The 17,320-nt window shown below is 33.0% G+C and carries 17 protein-coding genes; 10 read left to right on the top strand and 7 right to left on the bottom strand.

Translation table 11 applies throughout. From position 1 onward, the window contains the following. Window positions 1–44: 44 nt before the first annotated feature. The 3 genes from H2O64_RS20510 to H2O64_RS20500 form a co-directional block, all read right to left on the bottom strand. Window positions 45–2,498: an ABC transporter permease gene (locus H2O64_RS20510; protein ID WP_187564111.1), complete on the bottom strand. Its 2,454-nt coding sequence runs from the start codon at window positions 2,496–2,498 to the stop codon at window positions 45–47. A gap of 234 nt (window positions 2,499–2,732) precedes the next feature. Continuing rightward, complete coding sequence (locus H2O64_RS20505; RefSeq protein WP_187564110.1) at window positions 2,733–3,245, bottom strand: UpxY family transcription antiterminator; 513 nt, start codon at window positions 3,243–3,245, stop codon at window positions 2,733–2,735. 337 nt (window positions 3,246–3,582) lie between these two features. Further along, window positions 3,583–4,482: a L,D-transpeptidase gene (locus H2O64_RS20500; RefSeq protein WP_235982973.1), complete on the bottom strand. Its 900-nt coding sequence runs from the start codon at window positions 4,480–4,482 to the stop codon at window positions 3,583–3,585. A gap of 167 nt (window positions 4,483–4,649) precedes the next feature. Between H2O64_RS20500 and H2O64_RS20495 the strand changes: the two genes are divergently transcribed. Genes H2O64_RS20495 through H2O64_RS20480 form a run of 4 tightly spaced genes read left to right on the top strand, consistent with a single transcriptional unit; the run spans window position 4,650 to window position 7,688 of the window. Further along, window positions 4,650–5,432 (top strand): MlaE family ABC transporter permease, encoded by a 783-nt coding sequence (locus H2O64_RS20495; RefSeq protein ID WP_187564108.1) that lies wholly within the window; start codon window positions 4,650–4,652, stop codon window positions 5,430–5,432. Continuing rightward, window positions 5,429–6,187 carry an ABC transporter ATP-binding protein gene (locus tag H2O64_RS20490; RefSeq protein WP_187564107.1) on the top strand — a complete coding sequence of 253 codons (759 nt, stop codon included), beginning with the start codon at window positions 5,429–5,431 and terminating at the stop codon, window positions 6,185–6,187. The genes H2O64_RS20495 and H2O64_RS20490 overlap by 4 nt, the downstream gene beginning before the upstream one ends. Before the next feature lie 10 nt (window positions 6,188–6,197). After that, entirely contained in the window at window positions 6,198–7,193 is a 996-nt protein-coding gene (locus H2O64_RS20485) for an MlaD family protein (protein WP_187564106.1), read from the top strand. 6 nt (window positions 7,194–7,199) lie between these two features. Next, window positions 7,200–7,688, top strand: a complete 489-nt coding sequence (locus H2O64_RS20480) for a hypothetical protein (protein ID WP_187564105.1) — start codon at window positions 7,200–7,202, stop codon at window positions 7,686–7,688. Here H2O64_RS20480 and H2O64_RS20475 read toward each other — a convergent pair. The 4 genes from H2O64_RS20475 to H2O64_RS20460 all read right to left on the bottom strand — a co-directional run bounded on the left by H2O64_RS20475 (window position 7,685) and on the right by H2O64_RS20460 (window position 11,758). Next, the gene (locus tag H2O64_RS20475) at window positions 7,685–8,779 is read right to left on the bottom strand and encodes a DUF6544 family protein (protein WP_187564104.1); all 1,095 of its coding nucleotides are present in this window, start codon (window positions 8,777–8,779) and stop codon (window positions 7,685–7,687) included. The genes H2O64_RS20480 and H2O64_RS20475 overlap by 4 nt on opposite strands. 37 nt (window positions 8,780–8,816) lie before the next feature. Further along, window positions 8,817–9,272, bottom strand: coding sequence for a pyridoxamine 5'-phosphate oxidase family protein (locus tag H2O64_RS20470; protein WP_187564103.1), 456 nt, complete (start codon window positions 9,270–9,272; stop codon window positions 8,817–8,819). A 95-nt stretch (window positions 9,273–9,367) separates the two neighbouring features. Continuing rightward, window positions 9,368–11,332, bottom strand: a complete 1,965-nt coding sequence (locus H2O64_RS20465; protein ID WP_187564102.1) for a heavy metal translocating P-type ATPase — start codon at window positions 11,330–11,332, stop codon at window positions 9,368–9,370. Window positions 11,333–11,344: 12 nt separating this feature from the next. Beyond that, complete coding sequence (locus H2O64_RS20460) at window positions 11,345–11,758, bottom strand: hypothetical protein (RefSeq protein WP_187564101.1); 414 nt, start codon at window positions 11,756–11,758, stop codon at window positions 11,345–11,347. 132 nt (window positions 11,759–11,890) lie between these two features. On the opposite strand from H2O64_RS20460, the gene H2O64_RS20455 reads away from it, so the two are divergent. From H2O64_RS20455 to H2O64_RS20430, 6 genes are all read left to right on the top strand, one after another. Next, a complete protein-coding gene (locus tag H2O64_RS20455; RefSeq protein WP_187564100.1) occupies window positions 11,891–13,135 on the top strand; it encodes a PAS domain-containing sensor histidine kinase in 1,245 nt (414 codons plus the stop codon). Then, the gene (locus tag H2O64_RS20450) at window positions 13,132–14,181 is read left to right on the top strand and encodes a response regulator (RefSeq protein WP_187564099.1); all 1,050 of its coding nucleotides are present in this window, start codon (window positions 13,132–13,134) and stop codon (window positions 14,179–14,181) included. The genes H2O64_RS20455 and H2O64_RS20450 overlap by 4 nt, the downstream gene beginning before the upstream one ends. 87 nt (window positions 14,182–14,268) lie before the next feature. Next, a complete protein-coding gene (locus H2O64_RS20445) occupies window positions 14,269–15,126 on the top strand; it encodes a universal stress protein (protein ID WP_187564098.1) in 858 nt (285 codons plus the stop codon). A gap of 12 nt (window positions 15,127–15,138) precedes the next feature. Continuing rightward, on the top strand, window positions 15,139–15,441 hold the full coding sequence (locus H2O64_RS20440; protein WP_187564097.1) for an HPF/RaiA family ribosome-associated protein: 303 nt from the start codon (window positions 15,139–15,141) through the stop codon (window positions 15,439–15,441). A 107-nt stretch (window positions 15,442–15,548) separates the two neighbouring features. Then, entirely contained in the window at window positions 15,549–16,397 is an 849-nt protein-coding gene (locus H2O64_RS20435) for a universal stress protein (protein WP_187564096.1), read from the top strand. A gap of 24 nt (window positions 16,398–16,421) precedes the next feature. Beyond that, the gene (locus H2O64_RS20430; RefSeq protein WP_187564095.1) at window positions 16,422–17,264 is read left to right on the top strand and encodes a universal stress protein; all 843 of its coding nucleotides are present in this window, start codon (window positions 16,422–16,424) and stop codon (window positions 17,262–17,264) included. The last annotated feature ends 56 nt before the right edge of the window (window positions 17,265–17,320 follow it).

Below are 17,320 nucleotides of genomic sequence, written 5' to 3'. Positions count from 1 at the left end.
CTTGAATAAGCTAGGCTATATAAGGTATAATATGATAGTAATTACTATTCTTGCTTTATCGCAATTAAAGGATCATTTTTATTGATTTTCCAAGATTGTGCACCAATAATTATGAATGCAATTACGAGGACAATGATGGTAGCAAAGGCAAAGAAGAAGAAGTTAATTCCTATTCTGGTAGAATATCCTTGAAGCCATTGCTCTAATCCCCACCAGGAGACAACCCAAGCAATAGCACTTGCTAATATGATAAGTTTAACGAAATCTTTGATCAATAGTGTTAGTAAGCTAAATACGGATGCGCCTAATACTTTTCGAATTGCAATTTCTTTAGCTCTTTGGAAACTTGTGAATAGTGTTAATCCAAAAAGACCTAAACAGGTGATGAATATTGCCAAACCAGCAAATACGGTAAATATTTTTCCAAATTGCTGATCGACTTTGTATTGCTCGTTAAAAAATTCTTCTAAGAAGAAATATTCAAAAGGACTTACAGGGAAGTTTTGTTTGAATGACTCTTCTATTCGTGCTATGGACGATGAAACATTTTGTGAAGCAACTTTGATGGTATAATATTCTATACTAGAACCATCTTCCAATCTGAATACGATTGGTGTGAGTGTTTCTTTTAATGATTTTTGGTTGAAGTTTTTGATAACACCGATGATTTCATATTCAAACTCCATTCCAGATCCGTTTGTATCTGTTATAAATTCTCCAATGGCTTTTTCAGCACTTTCAAATCCAAATGCGTTTACACCAGCTTCATTGATTAAGATTGGCGTATTTCCTGTTGGCATTTCATTGATAGACATCATGCTACTATTGAATACTTTCCCAGCCACAGTTCCTATTTCAAATTGATCTATAAATTCTGGACTTATAGAGAACGTTGCGTATAGGCTATTTTTATTGATTGCATTTTTTCTTTTGTATGGTCGCCTCCAGTTAAGATCAATTCCTGGTATTGCGGAAGCAGATGCTACACCTTCTATGTCTGGATATTCCAAAAGGTTTGCTCTAAACGACTGCATTTTTTGATAAAAGTTACGTCCGCCCATTTGTGATTCAAAATTATTTGACGGTGCAGGAACTACAATATTTCTCTCCATATTGATTCCTATATCCTTTTTCTGCATGTATTCGAGCTGCTTGTATATGGTAAAGGTTCCTATGATTAAAGAGATAGAGATAATGAATTGAAAAACTACTAAACATTTTCTCACAAAAGTACCAGAACTTCCTATTGGCAATTTCCCCTTGAGAATTTGAACAGGATTGTAAGAAGATAATAGATATGCTGGATATAAACTAGAAAGAAAACTTCCTAAGATAAGCAACGCTAGTAATGGCAGCCATATTTTATAATCTGTCCAGAAGAAAGTTGTCACGGTGACTCCCGTGAGTCCCTCAAAACCAGTTCTAAAGATTAATACTAGTATGATTGCGATGAAGATTCCTATGAAACTTAATATTAAAGATTCAAAGAAGAACTGCATTATCAATGCGCCTTTTTGAGAACCAAATGTTCTTCGTAAGCCTACTTCTTTTGCTCTGTCCATTGATTTAATGGTAGAGAGGTTAATGTAGTTTACATATGCAATGATTAAGATTAAGGCTGCGATTAACAACATAAACCATACAAATTTACCATTTCCGTTTACAGAGATTTCTTTGGTAAGATCTGAATATAAATGTATCGTTTCTACTGGTTGAAATGCTAATTGAATGTTAGTAACACCATCAGAATTGTTTCCAAGATACTTGTTTACATACGCAGGCAATTTTGAAGTTGCATTTTTCACTTTTGTTCCTGGAAAAAATTTTACATACGCATATTTATCAATAAAACGCCATGAATTAGGTTTGTCTACCGTGGTTACTAAACAAGTGAATTTTAAATGCGAATTTTCAGGAACATCTTCAAGTATTGCACGAATAACTAATTCTAAATTTACTCCTTGGTTAAAGTTTACAATTTTCATTGTTTTCCCAACTGGATCTTCTTCTCCAAAAAGCTTTCGCGCTAAGCTTTGAGTTAGCATGATAGAATTTGGCTGTTTTAAAGCTTCTTTTACTCCACTTATAATAGGAAATGTAAAGACATCTAAAAAGTTTTCATCTACAAAATATACTTCATTTTCTTTATAGGATATTATATCTCCGTATGAGTTTTCAGCAGATATGATGCAATCCTGTTTTTCTAGACTCGTTGCAACTTCAACTTCTGGAATATCTTGTTTTATCGTAGGACCAATCGCTGAGAAGTTCATTGCTGAGTTTTCAACTAATACATTATTCTCTTGACGACTATGCGTTACACGATAAATTAAATCAGACTCTTTGTGAAATGTATCAAAATCAGACTCAAAAAACACGTATTGCACAATAAACAAACACGCAGCAATACCAATACCTAATCCTGTCATATTGATTAAAGCAAAGTACTTGTTCTTGAATAAAGTTCTCCAAGCAATTTTTATATAGTTTTTTAACATTTTTTGGGTCTTTTAAATTGAGTAATTTCAGGTTTTTAAATTATAAAAAATAAGGAGAAAAATGTACTTTTATTTGTTATTTTTTTATGAATCTTCTCACAATAAATTAAAGAATAAGAATAAACTATAGTATCTGTTTAATTTTGAATAGATATTTTAATGTATCGTATATTATTTTCCTTAAATTTTAGCAAGTAGGTTATTATTTTTTTATGAATATATAAGATTGTATGATTACACCGCTTTTTTAAAGGAATTTAGTGGTATTGTTGCTATTATATTTTGACGTAAAGAACTTATTCTCACAATTATTTTATTGTAATTATCCGCTCTAATAATCTCGCAATTTAATCCATTTAATGGTCCTTGCGTAATTTTTTTAATTTCTCCAATTTTTGGAAGTTGAGGTTTTAATTCTATCCCGTCAATTTCTTTACTATTCACTAATAGTTTCACTTGATCAATTTCTTTTTCCAACACGCGGGCATATTCCTTTCCAAATCGGATGTAGCAACATGCTCCATCGACAGATAGTGCTTTGTGAAAGTCTAAAGATGATTTTATATTGACAAAAACATACGAAGGAAACAATGGTTTAAGAATAGTTTTCTTTCGATCACTCCACTGTTGTATGGTTTTTATTTTAGGTAAGAAAGGCTCAATAGAAATTTCTTCTAAAGAATCATGTACTTTTTTCTCCCAACGAGATTTAACATATAATACGTACCAGCCTAATTTAAATTTCATAGCTATAAGTTCATTTTAAGACAAAGCTTCGCTTTCCTCAGTCACAGGAGTTGCTCTTTACAGTAATCTTTGGGGGGGAAATTAATTTTGGTGTTTGATTATTGAAATTCAAATTAAAGAAATTTGAATCAATGCATCATTTTTTCAAATACAAGTATAGTAATTATATTCCTTTCAAATTATTTACAGATGTCGAAAGAAGGTATTGTATCCGAATGATTACGGTAAAACCGTAATTCTATCAACACCCATAAATTTAACATTATTTCAGATGAACCAAAAGGTAGTAATAGTAATACAAAACTACCTTTTTTGAGTTTATGTTCGTTTTTAAATTTTACTGATAAATATCTTTTAAAACAATCTGTTCGCCTTTTTCATTTTGCACGTTCAAATCGTATCGAATCTTTATTTTAGTCCCAATTGGCGCGTAATAATAAAGAATCCATGCATCAGCTTCATTTGTCCCAATACATCCATTAGAATAGGCTTTTCCTAACGTAACCGGATTTGTGGTTGGATGAATCAATTGTCCATGACGCACGCCGTTTAACTCAGTTTCTATAAATGGAATTTGTGGTAATTTGGTAACTTCTTGATCATCTCGCCTAGTCACAAAATATTCATGATTGTTTACAGGATTGACATATCGCGGATTGCGAACATGCCTCACAATCGTTCCTTCGCCTGTTTTAGTTTTTAAATCTTGAATTCTGCCCGACATTTCAAGGTATTTTTTTTCATTCCTCCCTACTCTAACCAGAAACTTATACAGTTGCACAGAATCTTCATAAATACGAAGTGTAAACTCAGGAATATTAATGTCTATTTTTGTTTGTTGGAATGCATATAACAGTTGATCAGCAGCAATAGAATCTGGAATATTTATAAATGCACCTTTGCGTAAGGCAATCATTTTCTTCTGGTTGTACACAAAAGAATCGCGCGCTTTCATTAGATAATAATCTGTATGTTGAAGTGTATCAATAATCCATGAATTTGCGCGCACTAAAAGATGTTCTGTCAATGGATAATTTGTCAACGAATCGTATTTACAAACAATAGAATCGACATACTGAAAGTAATTTTCGACCAAAATATCTTGATGAATTTCAACACGCTGCAACTCAATAGAATCTGATTCATTATTAAAAGTATCAAGTCGCAAAGACATTTCAACACCTTCATCTCTTGGGCAACAAAATCGTATAATTATTAGTAAAATGATAAGTACCATTACTATTTTAAGAGGCAGTTTGAACATTATTGCTGTATTTGGGATTCACTTTTTAATTCTAAACTAAAAGTATCACATCTTATACATTCTTGAAATGATAATTATCAGCTTACTTTCATGATTTTTATCATTTTATGCATCCGGCTATTCCTATATATTTGGTATCTATGTCAGGTATACACAACATAAAAACGCAATTCAAATCCTTTTTAATTGAAATAGGCGAATTATCATATTTCACTGCACGGTTTTTCAAAGAAGTATTCAAGCGTCCTTTTGAGTTAAAAGAACTGTTACGACAGTGCTATTACATGGGAAATCGTTCCTTATTCTTAGTCGCAATTACAGGGTTTATCATTGGTTTGGTGCTCACCTTACAAACACGTCCAACTTTACAAGAATTTGGTGCGGTTTCTTGGATGCCATCAATGGTAGGAATTTCTATTGTTAGAGAAATTGGACCTATCATTACGGCGCTAGTTTGTGCAGGAAGAATTGGTTCAGGAATTGGCGCCGAATTAGGTTCTATGCGCGTTACGGAACAAATTGACGCAATGGAAGTTTCTGGCACAAATCCTTTTAAATACTTAGTTGCAACGCGAGTTTTGGCTGTAACACTCATGTTACCATTACTTGTTTTCTTTGGTGATGCTATTGCATTATTTGGCTCGTATTTGGTTGAAAGTGTAAAAGGAGATGTATCGTTTACGCTCTACTTTACGCAGGTTTTTAACTCTTTAGAATTTGGTGATATTGTTCCCGCTACAATAAAATCCATCTTTTTTGGATTAGCAATTGGACTTGTCGGAAGTTTTAAAGGATACTATTGTAAAAAAGGAACTGCAGGTGTTGGAAAGGCGGCAAATTCTGCCGTGGTTTTCACCTCATTATTATTATTTATAATTGATTTTATAGCGGTATTTGTAACGGATATTTTTTATGATTTATGATGGATAAAAAAAACATACCAAATCAAGAGATTGTCCTTGAAATTAAAGACTTACGTAAAAGTTTTGGAGACAATCATGTATTGAACGGGTTCAACATGCAATTGCATCAAGGTGAAAACTTGGTCATCATGGGAAAATCGGGTTCAGGGAAATCAGTGATGATTAAATGTTTGGTGGGTTTGCTAGAAGCTGATAGCGGCTCTATTTCTGTGATGAAAAATGATATTACCAAACTCGATCAAGAAGCGCTAGATATTTTACGTGCTGATATTGGATTTCTATTTCAAGGAAGTGCCTTATATGATTCTATGACGGTACGAGAAAATTTAGAATTTCCGCTGCGACGGCATAAACAAAAGAATAGTTTAGATACAGATATTAACGAATTGGTGGCGGAAGCCTTAGAAAATGTTGGATTGGCAAATACACAAGATTTAATGCCTTCTGAATTATCTGGCGGTATGAAACGGCGAATTGCTTTAGCGCGCACGCTCATTTTAAAGCCAAAAATTATTTTGTATGATGAACCTACCAGCGGTTTAGATCCGATTACGGCAAAAGAAATCATCATGCTCATGCAAGAAGTCCAACAAAAATATGGAACCTCTTCATTAATTATTACACATGATATTGATTGTGCAAGAGTTATTGCCGATCAAATGATATTATTGATTGATGGAATAGATTACGCCGTTGGAACATTTCAAGAATTATCCGCCTCAAAAGATCCAAAAATTAAAGCATTTTTTAAATAAAAAGTTAGGTATGAAAAAAACAAACGCACAAAAATTAAGGCTAGGATTCTTTGTCATTCTAGGAACGCTTTTATTCATTGCAGGCGTTTATTTAATTGGTCAACGAAAAGATATGTTTAGCACAACCTTTACCATAAGTTCTCATTTTCAGAATGTAAACGGATTGCAAAAAGGAAATAATGTGCGCTATTCCGGGATTAATATCGGAACGGTAAAAAACATCACAATGATTAATGATTCTACGATAGAAGTTAAGATGAATATTGAAGAAAAAATCATTAAACATCTTAAAAAAAATGCTGTGGCAACCATTGGTTCTGATGGATTGGTTGGAAATATGATTTTAAATATTGTTCCTGGAAAAGGAGTTTCAGAAACAATTAGCAACGGCGATCGTATTGAATCGTATAGCAAAATAGGCGCTGATGATATGTTGAGCACGCTAAGTGTTACCAATGAAAATGCAGCAATATTAACGGCTGATTTACTCAAAATTACAAATAGTATGATTGAGGGAAAAGGTACGTTAGGAATCCTGCTCAATGATACTATTATGGCAAAAGAGTTGCAACAATCCATTACCAATTTGAAAATTGCTAGCAATGGAGCTTCAAGATCGATTACAGAATTGAATCACATCATTACCTCACTAAAAACAAATGATGACACGGTCATAGGCATGTTACTAAATGATACTATTTCTGGCGAAAAGCTAAAAAATATTGTCAGTAATTTGGAAACATCCAGTGTTGAAATTGAAAATGTTCTTAGTAACATCAATTCGGTTGTAAATGAATTTAACGCAAGCGAAGGCACTTTCAATTATATCGTAAAAGATACTTCTCTGGTAAACAGTTTAAAATCTACACTCAAAAATATTAATGAAGGAACGGATAAGTTTAACCAAAATATGGAAGCGTTAAAGCATAATTTTTTGACAAGAGGTTATTTTAGAAAATTAGAGCGTCAGGAAAAAAGAGCTGCTAAAAAGAAAAAAACAAATTGAGAAGCTATGAAAATTGAACATTTAGAAGAACATGTTAACGATTACAAAGCATCTATAAAAACGGTGGTTGACAAAAAAACGATTTGGCAAACCAACACCAAAAATTTAATTCGCAATACATTACACGCAATTTGCGAAAAATATGATATTGGTTGGAAAGTACAAGAACTGAATTGGATAGGCACGAATGAAGCCGTCAATATCTCGTTTGATTCTTTCCCTAAAGAACTGATGGATTGTACAAATAAAATACCAGCCTATCAGTTTATACAAGGTGGAGCTTTAATATTCTCGCAGTCATATAGCGGTGATATCCATACATTTATTTTATTCCCGTATGTAGAACAAATACCTTTAGAGAATGACAGTATAGAATTAGAAATGTATGATCCGAAAGACATTACAGAAAAGCTCATCATAGAAAAAGTAGATGATTTTTTAAAGGAAATGATCAAATGGGAAGTACCAACGATAAAGAACAAATTAGGTTATTAATAGCTGTTTTTTGTATTGTAGCGTATGTCTATTATTTCAACAGAAAGCCAATGAAAATCACCTTCTTGTAGTTTCCATATCACGTTTGCTTTGTTGGGAATTTTAATTCCGTTAAATACGTTAAAAGAAGTCATTTCAATACGCCATTTCTCAAGTTTAGCTGCTGTTCCGCCTCCATAATAACGTGTGGCTTCAAACGCTATTAAATCGCCCGTTGGTGTAAAATAGAAGATCCCCGAAACTTCTTGATTGTGATGTGTAAAAGTAGCTTTCGCAGAAGTTTCATCAATAGTTTCCCATGTTATATAATCATTTAAAACAGCCGAAGGAAACCAACACATTTCACTCAAAAAACGAAGCATTGTTCCTGAATTTACTTTATGATTTTTCCCATCGTTTACCACAGGAATGATTCCCGCTAATTTAATGAGCATTTCCCCTTCTCCATTCCATAACTTATCGCGTCCAACCATAGAAATCATTGGCATTGCTTTTACATTTGTACGCCAAATAAACGCTGGTTTTTTAGTATTGAAATATTGTACTGCTTCAAAAGGCATCCAGGTGCTTTTGGGTTTGGTTCGCATCAACCCTTTTTGTTGTAATCGTACTGAAGATAGATCTTGTTTGCCAATAACACCAGAAGTTTTTAGCCATTTCTGGACAATTTCGGGAAGCTGTAAAAGATCATTTTCAGAAATAGTTTTTTTTGAGATTTGACAATCATTCAATACTGCTTCAACTTCTTTTTCAACCATTTTATGAAAAGAATAATTTCCAAAAGTGGCGATACTTACTACTAAAATAATGACATTCAGAATTGTTCCAAATTTGGCATCATTCCATACAGTGAATATTAAAATTTGTGATACAAACACCGCGAGAAAAGCAATATAAAACCACTTTTTATTATTGAAGAAAGAAACCGCAGTTACTATAAATAAGATAAAAGTCACCAACCAAAAAGCACCAATAGGTTTGGAAATGCCAAGCACTTGTTTGCTTGCTTCCGTAGAAAAGAAAGCGTTCACAAAACCAAAAAGATGTATGATTCCATGAATGAGTACTAAAAAAGTAAAAGCATATTTCATAATCGTAAATTGTGTAGATTGACTTTAAAATACTGTGTTAACTTCTTCGCATTCGTCCCGTAACTTCTTCAATTTTGATTAAAAAAACAATTGGCATATCGTCTTTGTATATTTTGCTTGAAAATTGATTTATAAAATCTAATTTTCGTTGCTCTTTTCGGATGATTAAATCTTTTACACCTAATGAAAAATCATGAAGATACGCTTTGGCATTGCTGCCATCGAGTTCTTGATACGTTCCGTGAACCACAATCGTATTCCAATGATTTACCGAATCAATTTCAGAAACTTCTAGCGCCACTTCATTGATTTTACGCATCGCCGTTATTTTATGACCTTCGGCAGAATATCCAATGATTATATTTCGCTCTTTATCAAAGAAATACGTGATTGGCGCAATAAATGGTCGGTTTCGGTATATATACGCTAAATGACCGATGTAATTCGTTTCTAGCAATGCATAATTCTCTGTTTCGTTTAAGATCTTAATCATAATTCTGAGTTTCTGAGTTAAGATTAAAAGTAGGCAGAACTAAATTCTAAAAACATGATTTTGGTCAGTTTTTAAGCAATTAGGCTGAATAAATCTTACACTTTGTAGTGAAGCAATCGCAATGCGTTTAATACCACAACAATGGTTGATCCTTCATGAAGCGCAACCGCAAAGCCAATATTGGTAAGTCCCAATATTGTAATCGGAACTAATAAGAAAACCATTCCCAAACTGATCCAAATATTCTGTTTTATGATTCGTTTCGATGCGCGACTCAAGCCAATCACAAAAGGTAAGTTTTCAATTTTATCAGACATTAAAGCAACATCAGCCGTTTCTAACGCTACATCGCTTCCTGCTGCGCCCATGGCAATACTTACCGTACTTAATGCCATTGCAGGCGCATCGTTTACGCCATCGCCAACCATGGCAATCTTTTTGTCGCGTTGCAATAACCTTTGTATTGCTGCCACTTTATCTTCGGGTAATAAATTTCCTTTTGCTTCTGAGAGTCCAATTTGGGTTGCAATGGCATCGCCCACATTTTGATGATCTCCTGTGAGCATTACCATATACTTTACGCCTATTTTTTTTAATTGTTGCAGTGTGCTTTTTGCGGCTTTTCGCGGAACATCCATCACGCTAATGAGTCCAGCAATTGTGTTTTTATAAGCTATCAACATTACGGTATGCCCGTTTTTTAAAAGGTCATCCATTTTACAACGGATAAATTCATCTACTTTAATTCCTTGATCTTCCATTAATTTTAAATTCCCAATACACACTTTTTCATTCCTATACGTCGCTATAATTCCTTTTCCTTGAATTGCCTTTACATCAGAAGCTTTTTGGAATGATTCAACTTTATACTGTGCTTTTAAATCCTTTACAATGGCTTTTGCTAATGGATGATTGCTTAAACTCTCAACTTCTAAGACGAGTTGTACAAATGCTCGTTCTTTAAAATTTTGCGCAGGAATAATATTGGTAAGTTTTGGTTTTCCTTCGGTAAGTGTTCCTGTTTTATCAAATGCAATGGTGGTAATTGTTCCCAAATCTTCTAAAGCTCTTCCTCCTTTGATAAGTACACCTTTTTGCGCGGCTCTTGCAATTCCACTCAATACAGCACTTGGCGTTGAAATAGCCAAAGCACAAGGACTCGCAGCCACTAATACGGTAATGGCTCGGTATAAACTTTCATCAAACGTTTCGTCAATAACTACATAAGCAAAGCACAATAAGAAAACTACAATTAAAACGATGGGAACATACCATTTTTCAAACCTTTTGGTCAATCGTTGTGTGGGCGATTTTTGAGTTTCCACTTCGCTCACCATTTTTATCAATCGTGAAACGGTAAAATCTTTAGGCAGTTTAAGTACTAATACATCCAAACTCGCGTCTCCGTTGATCGTTCCAGCAAATACAATATGCTTTTTATCTATTTCATTAAATTCAGGTAAATTAGCTGTAGTCGCAATGCATGTTTTATCAACCGGAATACTTTCGCCCGTAATTGGTGCTTGATTGATGCTACTACTTCCTAATATAATCACACCATCTGCGGCAATTTTTGTATTTGGTTTGACAATGATAACATCATTGATTTTCAAATCACTAATCGCGATTTCTTCAAGCTTTCCATTTTTTTTAACGAGTGCAGTTTTAGGAGATAATTCGCTTAATGCTTCTATTGATTTTTCAGCTTTATGCATGGCATAATGTTCCAACGCATGTCCTAAACTAAATAGAAATAATAGCAATGCACCTTCTGCCCAACTTCCTATGTATGCAGCGCCAATTGCGGCTAAAATCATTAAGAAATCAATATCAAAACCGCCTTTGCTTATTTTTTTAAAAGCTTCAATACTCACAAAATAACCGCCAAAAAAGTAGGAGACACTATAGCTTGTCAAGAAAATAGAACTTGACATGGTCGTTAATTTTTCAATTAAAAAACCAATCCCTAAGAAAACGCCACATAAAATCGCAAAATACAATTCTGTTTTTTTACCAAAAATTAGATATGATGTTGTGTCTTCTTTTTTTGAATCTGTCATAAAAAGATGATTTTATGGAGTTGTTTTTTTAAATTCGATACTAAGATTTGCAAGCAGCATCAATTCAGACTTATTGAGGTTAGAAAAACTAGCGGCAATTTTGCCTGATATTTCAAGAATTTCCTTTTTTAAGGAAGCTGTAAATAAGGCTTCATAGTTTTTTTTAAAAGCTATAAAATCATCATAACAAGTTTGTCCATCAGCCTCTTCAAAATAAAGTAAATCAAAGGTTGCCATAATATGATGTTCAGGGTCAATATCAGCGTTAACCATCTTAAGATTTGTGATTGTATTGAATACCGAAATCTCTTTTTTCAGTGTTTCTACCTCTACTTTTTGTATTTTTTTATCTATGGATGCAATGGCGTAAAATAATTTAGCCAAATGCTGATAAAATACAATTGCTATATGTTGTTTAGAATCCATTTATATAACTAGCTTTGTAACAAAACTAATTTGTTTATCATTTCTTAGCTATGATATAAATCATGAATACGATTTATGCGTGTTTTTTTTTGTAGCTTTATAGATCGTATACTAAACCATAACAACCTACCTATGTTTCGTCAAGATCAAGACATATTTAATATTCTCTTAGGAGCTGTATCTGAAGGAGTTATTGTCGTTGATGAGCATCAACATATTGTAGAAGCAAATGATGCCGCCGAAAAAATGTTTGGCTATCCAAAAGGAGCACTTTTACAACAACCGCTTGATGTCTTAATTCCTAAAAATTATCACGCAGGTCACAGCGCACACTTTACAGGTTTCATGAAACAGCAAGAACGTCGCCAAATGGGACAAGGGCGCGATATTTTTGGTGCGCGAAAAGATGGAAGCTCGTTTCCTGTGGAAGCTGGTTTAAATCCATTTTCAGTGTACGGAAAAAATTATGTCATGGCACTGGTCATAGATATTTCTGCAAGAAAAGAGCAAGAGAAAAAAATCTATGAATTAAATACGTTTTTAGAAGAAAAAGTTGAAGAACGCACCAAAGAATTAAAAGCTGTTGTTCATCAATTAAAAACAGTAAATCTTGAACTCGATGATGAAAATCAAAAACGAGTGCAAGCAGAAAAAGAAGCGCAAGATGCTTTAAAGAAAGAACGCGAATTGAATGAACTAAAAACCAAATTCTTATCATTAGTTTCGCATGAATTTAAAACGCCTTTGAGCGGTATTTTAACCGCTACTATGTTGCTGGGCAAATACAAACTTACGGAACAGCAAGAAAAACGCAATAAGCACATAAAAACCATCACAGATAAAGTACATTACCTCAATAATATTTTAAACGACTTTTTATCCGTTGAAAAACTAGAAAAAGGTAAAATTAAGTACAACGCAAGTACGTTCAAGTTAAGCAAAGTGATGAATGAAGTGGTGTATAATGCGAATATGTTATTGAAAGATGGACAACATATTAAATATCCAGATGATATTGATAATTTTTCGCTCCACCAAGATGAAAAAATTATTGAATTAGCCTTGTCAAATGTGGTACATAACGCTATAAAATATTCCCCTGAAAATACAGTCATTACAATTACGATTACGCAAAATGATGCGCTAACTACGTTTAAGATTGAAGATAATGGCATTGGAATTCCTGAAAGTGAACAAAAAAATATATTTAATCGTTATTTTAGAGCGGAAAATGCATTGTTAACACAAGGAACTGGTATTGGATTAAATATTGTTAAAAGTCATTTAGAAAATTTAAACGGAACGATCTCGTTTGAAAGTACTGAAAACGAAGGAACAACATTTACAATAGAAATACCTAATAAAGCAGTCGTATGAAAAAAGTAGTATTAATTGAAGACGATACAATCTTACGAGAAAATATAGCCGAATTGCTGGAACTTTCCGGGTATGCAGTTACCACTGCTCCGAATGGTAAAATTGGCGTTGAAACAGCAATACAAACCTTGCCAGATATTATTATCTGCGATATCATGATGCCAGAATTAGACGGTTATGGCGTGCTTGAAATCTTAGCTCAAAATGATATAACTAAGTATATTCCATTTATCTTTTTATCAGCTAAAACAGAGCGTCAAGATGTTCGAAGAGGAATGGATTTAGGCGCTGATGATTATATTACCAAACCTTTTAGTGAAGAAGAATTGATTAGCGCTATTGAAAGTCGCATTGCGAAAGCAGCCATTCTACTTGAAGAAAGAGAACAGTATCAAAAGAATACAACTCATGAAGATGAACTAAAGACATTGCATGATTTAAAAAACTTTTTTGATGATAACGGAACTCTTTTCGATTTTTCAAAAGATGAAATCATTTATAAAGAAGGGCAAAATTCTAATTTTATATACTTAATCCTCAAAGGTGTTGTAAAATGTCATAAACTTGATGAACAAGGAAAAGAATTAACAACTGCATTGCATAAAGAAGATGACTTATTTGGATATACTTCGTTCACGCAAAACATTCCGTATCAAGAAACTGCAACTACGATAAAAGAAACCGAAATTGTCGGAATTTCAAAAAGCGAGCTGATGAATGTTTTGCACCAAAACCACAAAGTTACTTTAGCGCTAATTCAGTTATTAACGGACGATCTTAAGAATGTAAAAGATCAGTTATTGCAAATGGCGTACAGTTCTGTTCATAAAAAAACAGCTGCTACTATTATCAAATTTGCTGAAAAATTGAATCATAAACCGAATGATCCTATAAAAATTTCACGAAACGATTTAGCCAGTGTTGCGGGTATTGCCACCGAAACCTTAATTAGAACCATGTCTAGTTTTAAAAAGCAAGGTCTGATAGAAATGGAAGGAAGAAACATTCGAATTTTAGATCTTCAAAAACTGCAAGAAATCTGCTAAAAATTTTCACTTTAAGCAAAAATATGACCAATATCATATTTTACAAGGACACTTCAAATTAGATTTGTTACTCTAAGGAAAACTTAAATGAAGAATATTTTATTACCCACGGATTTCTCTGAAAATTCATGGAATGCTATTAAGTATGTCTTGAATTTTTTTAAAAACACTGCCTGCAATTTCTACATACTACATGTCAATGAGTTAAGAACTGTAGCATCGGGAGACGTACCCTATTTGCCTTCTTATGAAGCAATAGAAGATTTGTATACAAAACCCGCAAAAAGGAAATTAAAAGAATTATTAATCCGTGTTTCTTCTGGGTTTCCCAATAATAAACTTCATCGATTTTATACACTCACCGATTACAATTTTTTCATAAAATCGATCCGGAAACATGTTGAAGAAAAGCATATTGACCTGATTGCTATGGGAACCAAAGGCGCATCAGGATTAAAGCAATATATTGTTGGTAGCAATACAGGCGACGTAATTACGAAAGTAAAATGTGCCACATTAGTCGTTCCTGAAAAGGCAACATACAAAACCATAAAAGAAATTGCCTTTCCAACCGATTATGCGTTATCGTATGATATTAGAACACTGCAACCGCTTTCAGATATTTTAAAAAACACAAAATCGTCACTTAGAATTCTTCATATTAATAAAAAAGATGAAAAACTCAACATTGAACAACAAGAACATAAAGAATTGTTAGAAGCAATATTTGAAGAATATGAATATAGTTCGCATTTTTTAACCAATACCAAAGTAGAAGATGCCATACAATGTTTTGTAGAAAGCAGAGATATTGATTTGATGGTAATGGTTGCTAAGAATCTAAATTATTTTCAACAAATATTATTTCATTCTAAAGTAGAAAAGATTAGCTACCACATTACAATTCCATTTTTGGTATTACATGATAAAGTTCAACACTATTAAATTTATATACAAATGAAAATACATATTCAATTTATAGGTATGGCAACAAGTGAAGCCATGACTGAATACACCACTGGAAAACTAAACAAATTGGCGCAAAAATATAGTATGTTAATTCGTGCTGAGGTATTTTTCAAAAAGGAAAAAGATCCCAAAGGAAAAGGCGATATCTGCGAAATAGAACTCAGCTTGAATGGTCCGCGAATATTTGCTTCTTCAAATGAAAAAAACTATGAATTAGCGGTAAAAAATACCATTAGTGATTTACAGAGACAACTTGAAAAAAGGAAAAGTACTTTAAAACCTTATTTATAGAAAATTCTTTTTAAAATCAGGCGATTACTTCTTTGTAGCTGATAAATATCATAGTTTTTCGCGATGCTGAAATGTATTTTTAAATATCTAATTAAAATCATACAGCAATGAGAAAAATATTAGTTCCTACCGATTTTTCAGCGAATGCAATGAATGCATTAAAGTTTGCTTTGGAATTATTCAAATATGATAGAAGTGAGTTTTTTATCATGCATACCTATCAAGATGAAATTTATGCAGATAACGCGTTGCTGAAAAGAGAAAATGTTGCGAAAGCTGCAGAAGTTATAGGTGCAAAAGCGGAACAGCAATTAAACGAAATATTAGAAGCTGTACATGAAATTTCTCCAAATCCAAGACATACGTATACGATAGTTTCTGCCAATAATACACTTATTGATGAATCTGACTCTATTGTCGATCGGGAGAATATTGATTGCATCGTCATGGGAACGCGCGGACAAACCAACGATCGGAAATTCACCTTTGGAAGCAACACGTTACAAGTCTTAAAATATGTGCAATCGCCAGTATTGGCAATTCCTGAAAATTATACGTATACGCCACCAAGACATATTTTATTTCCCACAAATTATATGATTCCATACAAACGAAGAGAATTAAAGTTGGTGTGTGAAATGGCTTCTAAATACAAAGCTACCATTGACATGTTGCACGTTTCTAAAAGTGGAAAGTTATCAATCCGACAAGAAGATAATCAGCAATTTTTAAGAGATGAATTGTGTAAAAATACACTCAACTTTAAAACGACAAACAACACAAGCATTAGCAACGCAATTTATACCTACATCAAAGAAAACGCCATTGATATGCTCGTAATGGTAAACACACGGCGTTCTTTTTTGGAAGATATATTACTGCAATCTACCATAAAAAAGCTGAGTTTATATATAGATATTCCATTTTTGGCACTCCAAAATGTGCGCCGCGATTAATAGTTTCATTTAAAAATAACGATCATGATAAACATCCTTTTACCAACCGATTTTTCAGACAATTCATTGAATGCTATATTCTATGCTGTTCAATTGTTTAAAGAGCAAGAATGTAACTTCATCTTACTAAACACGTATACACCAATTATTTATCAGGTAGAATACATGGAAGTCGGTTCAGCTCAATTTGGACTTATAGATGCAATGAAAGAAGCTTCAATAACTGGATTAAACACGATGCAACGAAAAATTGAATTGGAATTTCCGAATCCAAAACATACGTTCACTCAAAAATCATCATTTAATATGTTGGTGACAGAAATTAATGATTTACAAGAAGAAGGCGCCATGGATTTGATTGTTATGGGAACGCAAGGTGCTTCAGGATTAAAAGGGATTTTATTTGGCACTAATACAATACACGTACTAAAAGATGCAAAATGTCCTTTATTGGCAATTCCGAATAATTTTGCTTTTGAAGAACCACACGAACTATTATTTCCTTCTGATTACGAAATTAGTTTTCAAGAAAAACATCTCCAATTCATTAAAGATATTGCCACATTACACCATTCAAGAATCAATATTTTACATGTAACGCACACTGATGAATTAACCATCGGACAAAAATTGAACAAGGAAACATTAGCTGTGTTTTTTAAAAATACTGCACATTTATTTCATACCGTTCATGATACCAATGTTGCCAAATCAATTACTGAATTTCAATCAAAATCGAGGATAAATTTATTGGCAATGATAAATAATAAACATTCGTTTTTTGAAAACTTGTTTTTCGGTTCTAAAGTTAAAAAAATAGGATTTCACTTAAACATTCCGTTTTTAGTAATTCCTGCAAAAGCATAATTTCAAAACTGATTTATATCATAGTACATCGTGTTTTATGATCTTAAATTTAAGCT

Source organism: Kordia aestuariivivens (genome assembly GCF_014397005.1).
In the GTDB taxonomy this organism is placed as follows: domain Bacteria; phylum Bacteroidota; class Bacteroidia; order Flavobacteriales; family Flavobacteriaceae; genus Kordia; species Kordia aestuariivivens.
The sequence above is the reverse complement of the archived record's forward strand: the minus strand, read 5'-3'. Positions and strand labels throughout refer to the sequence as shown.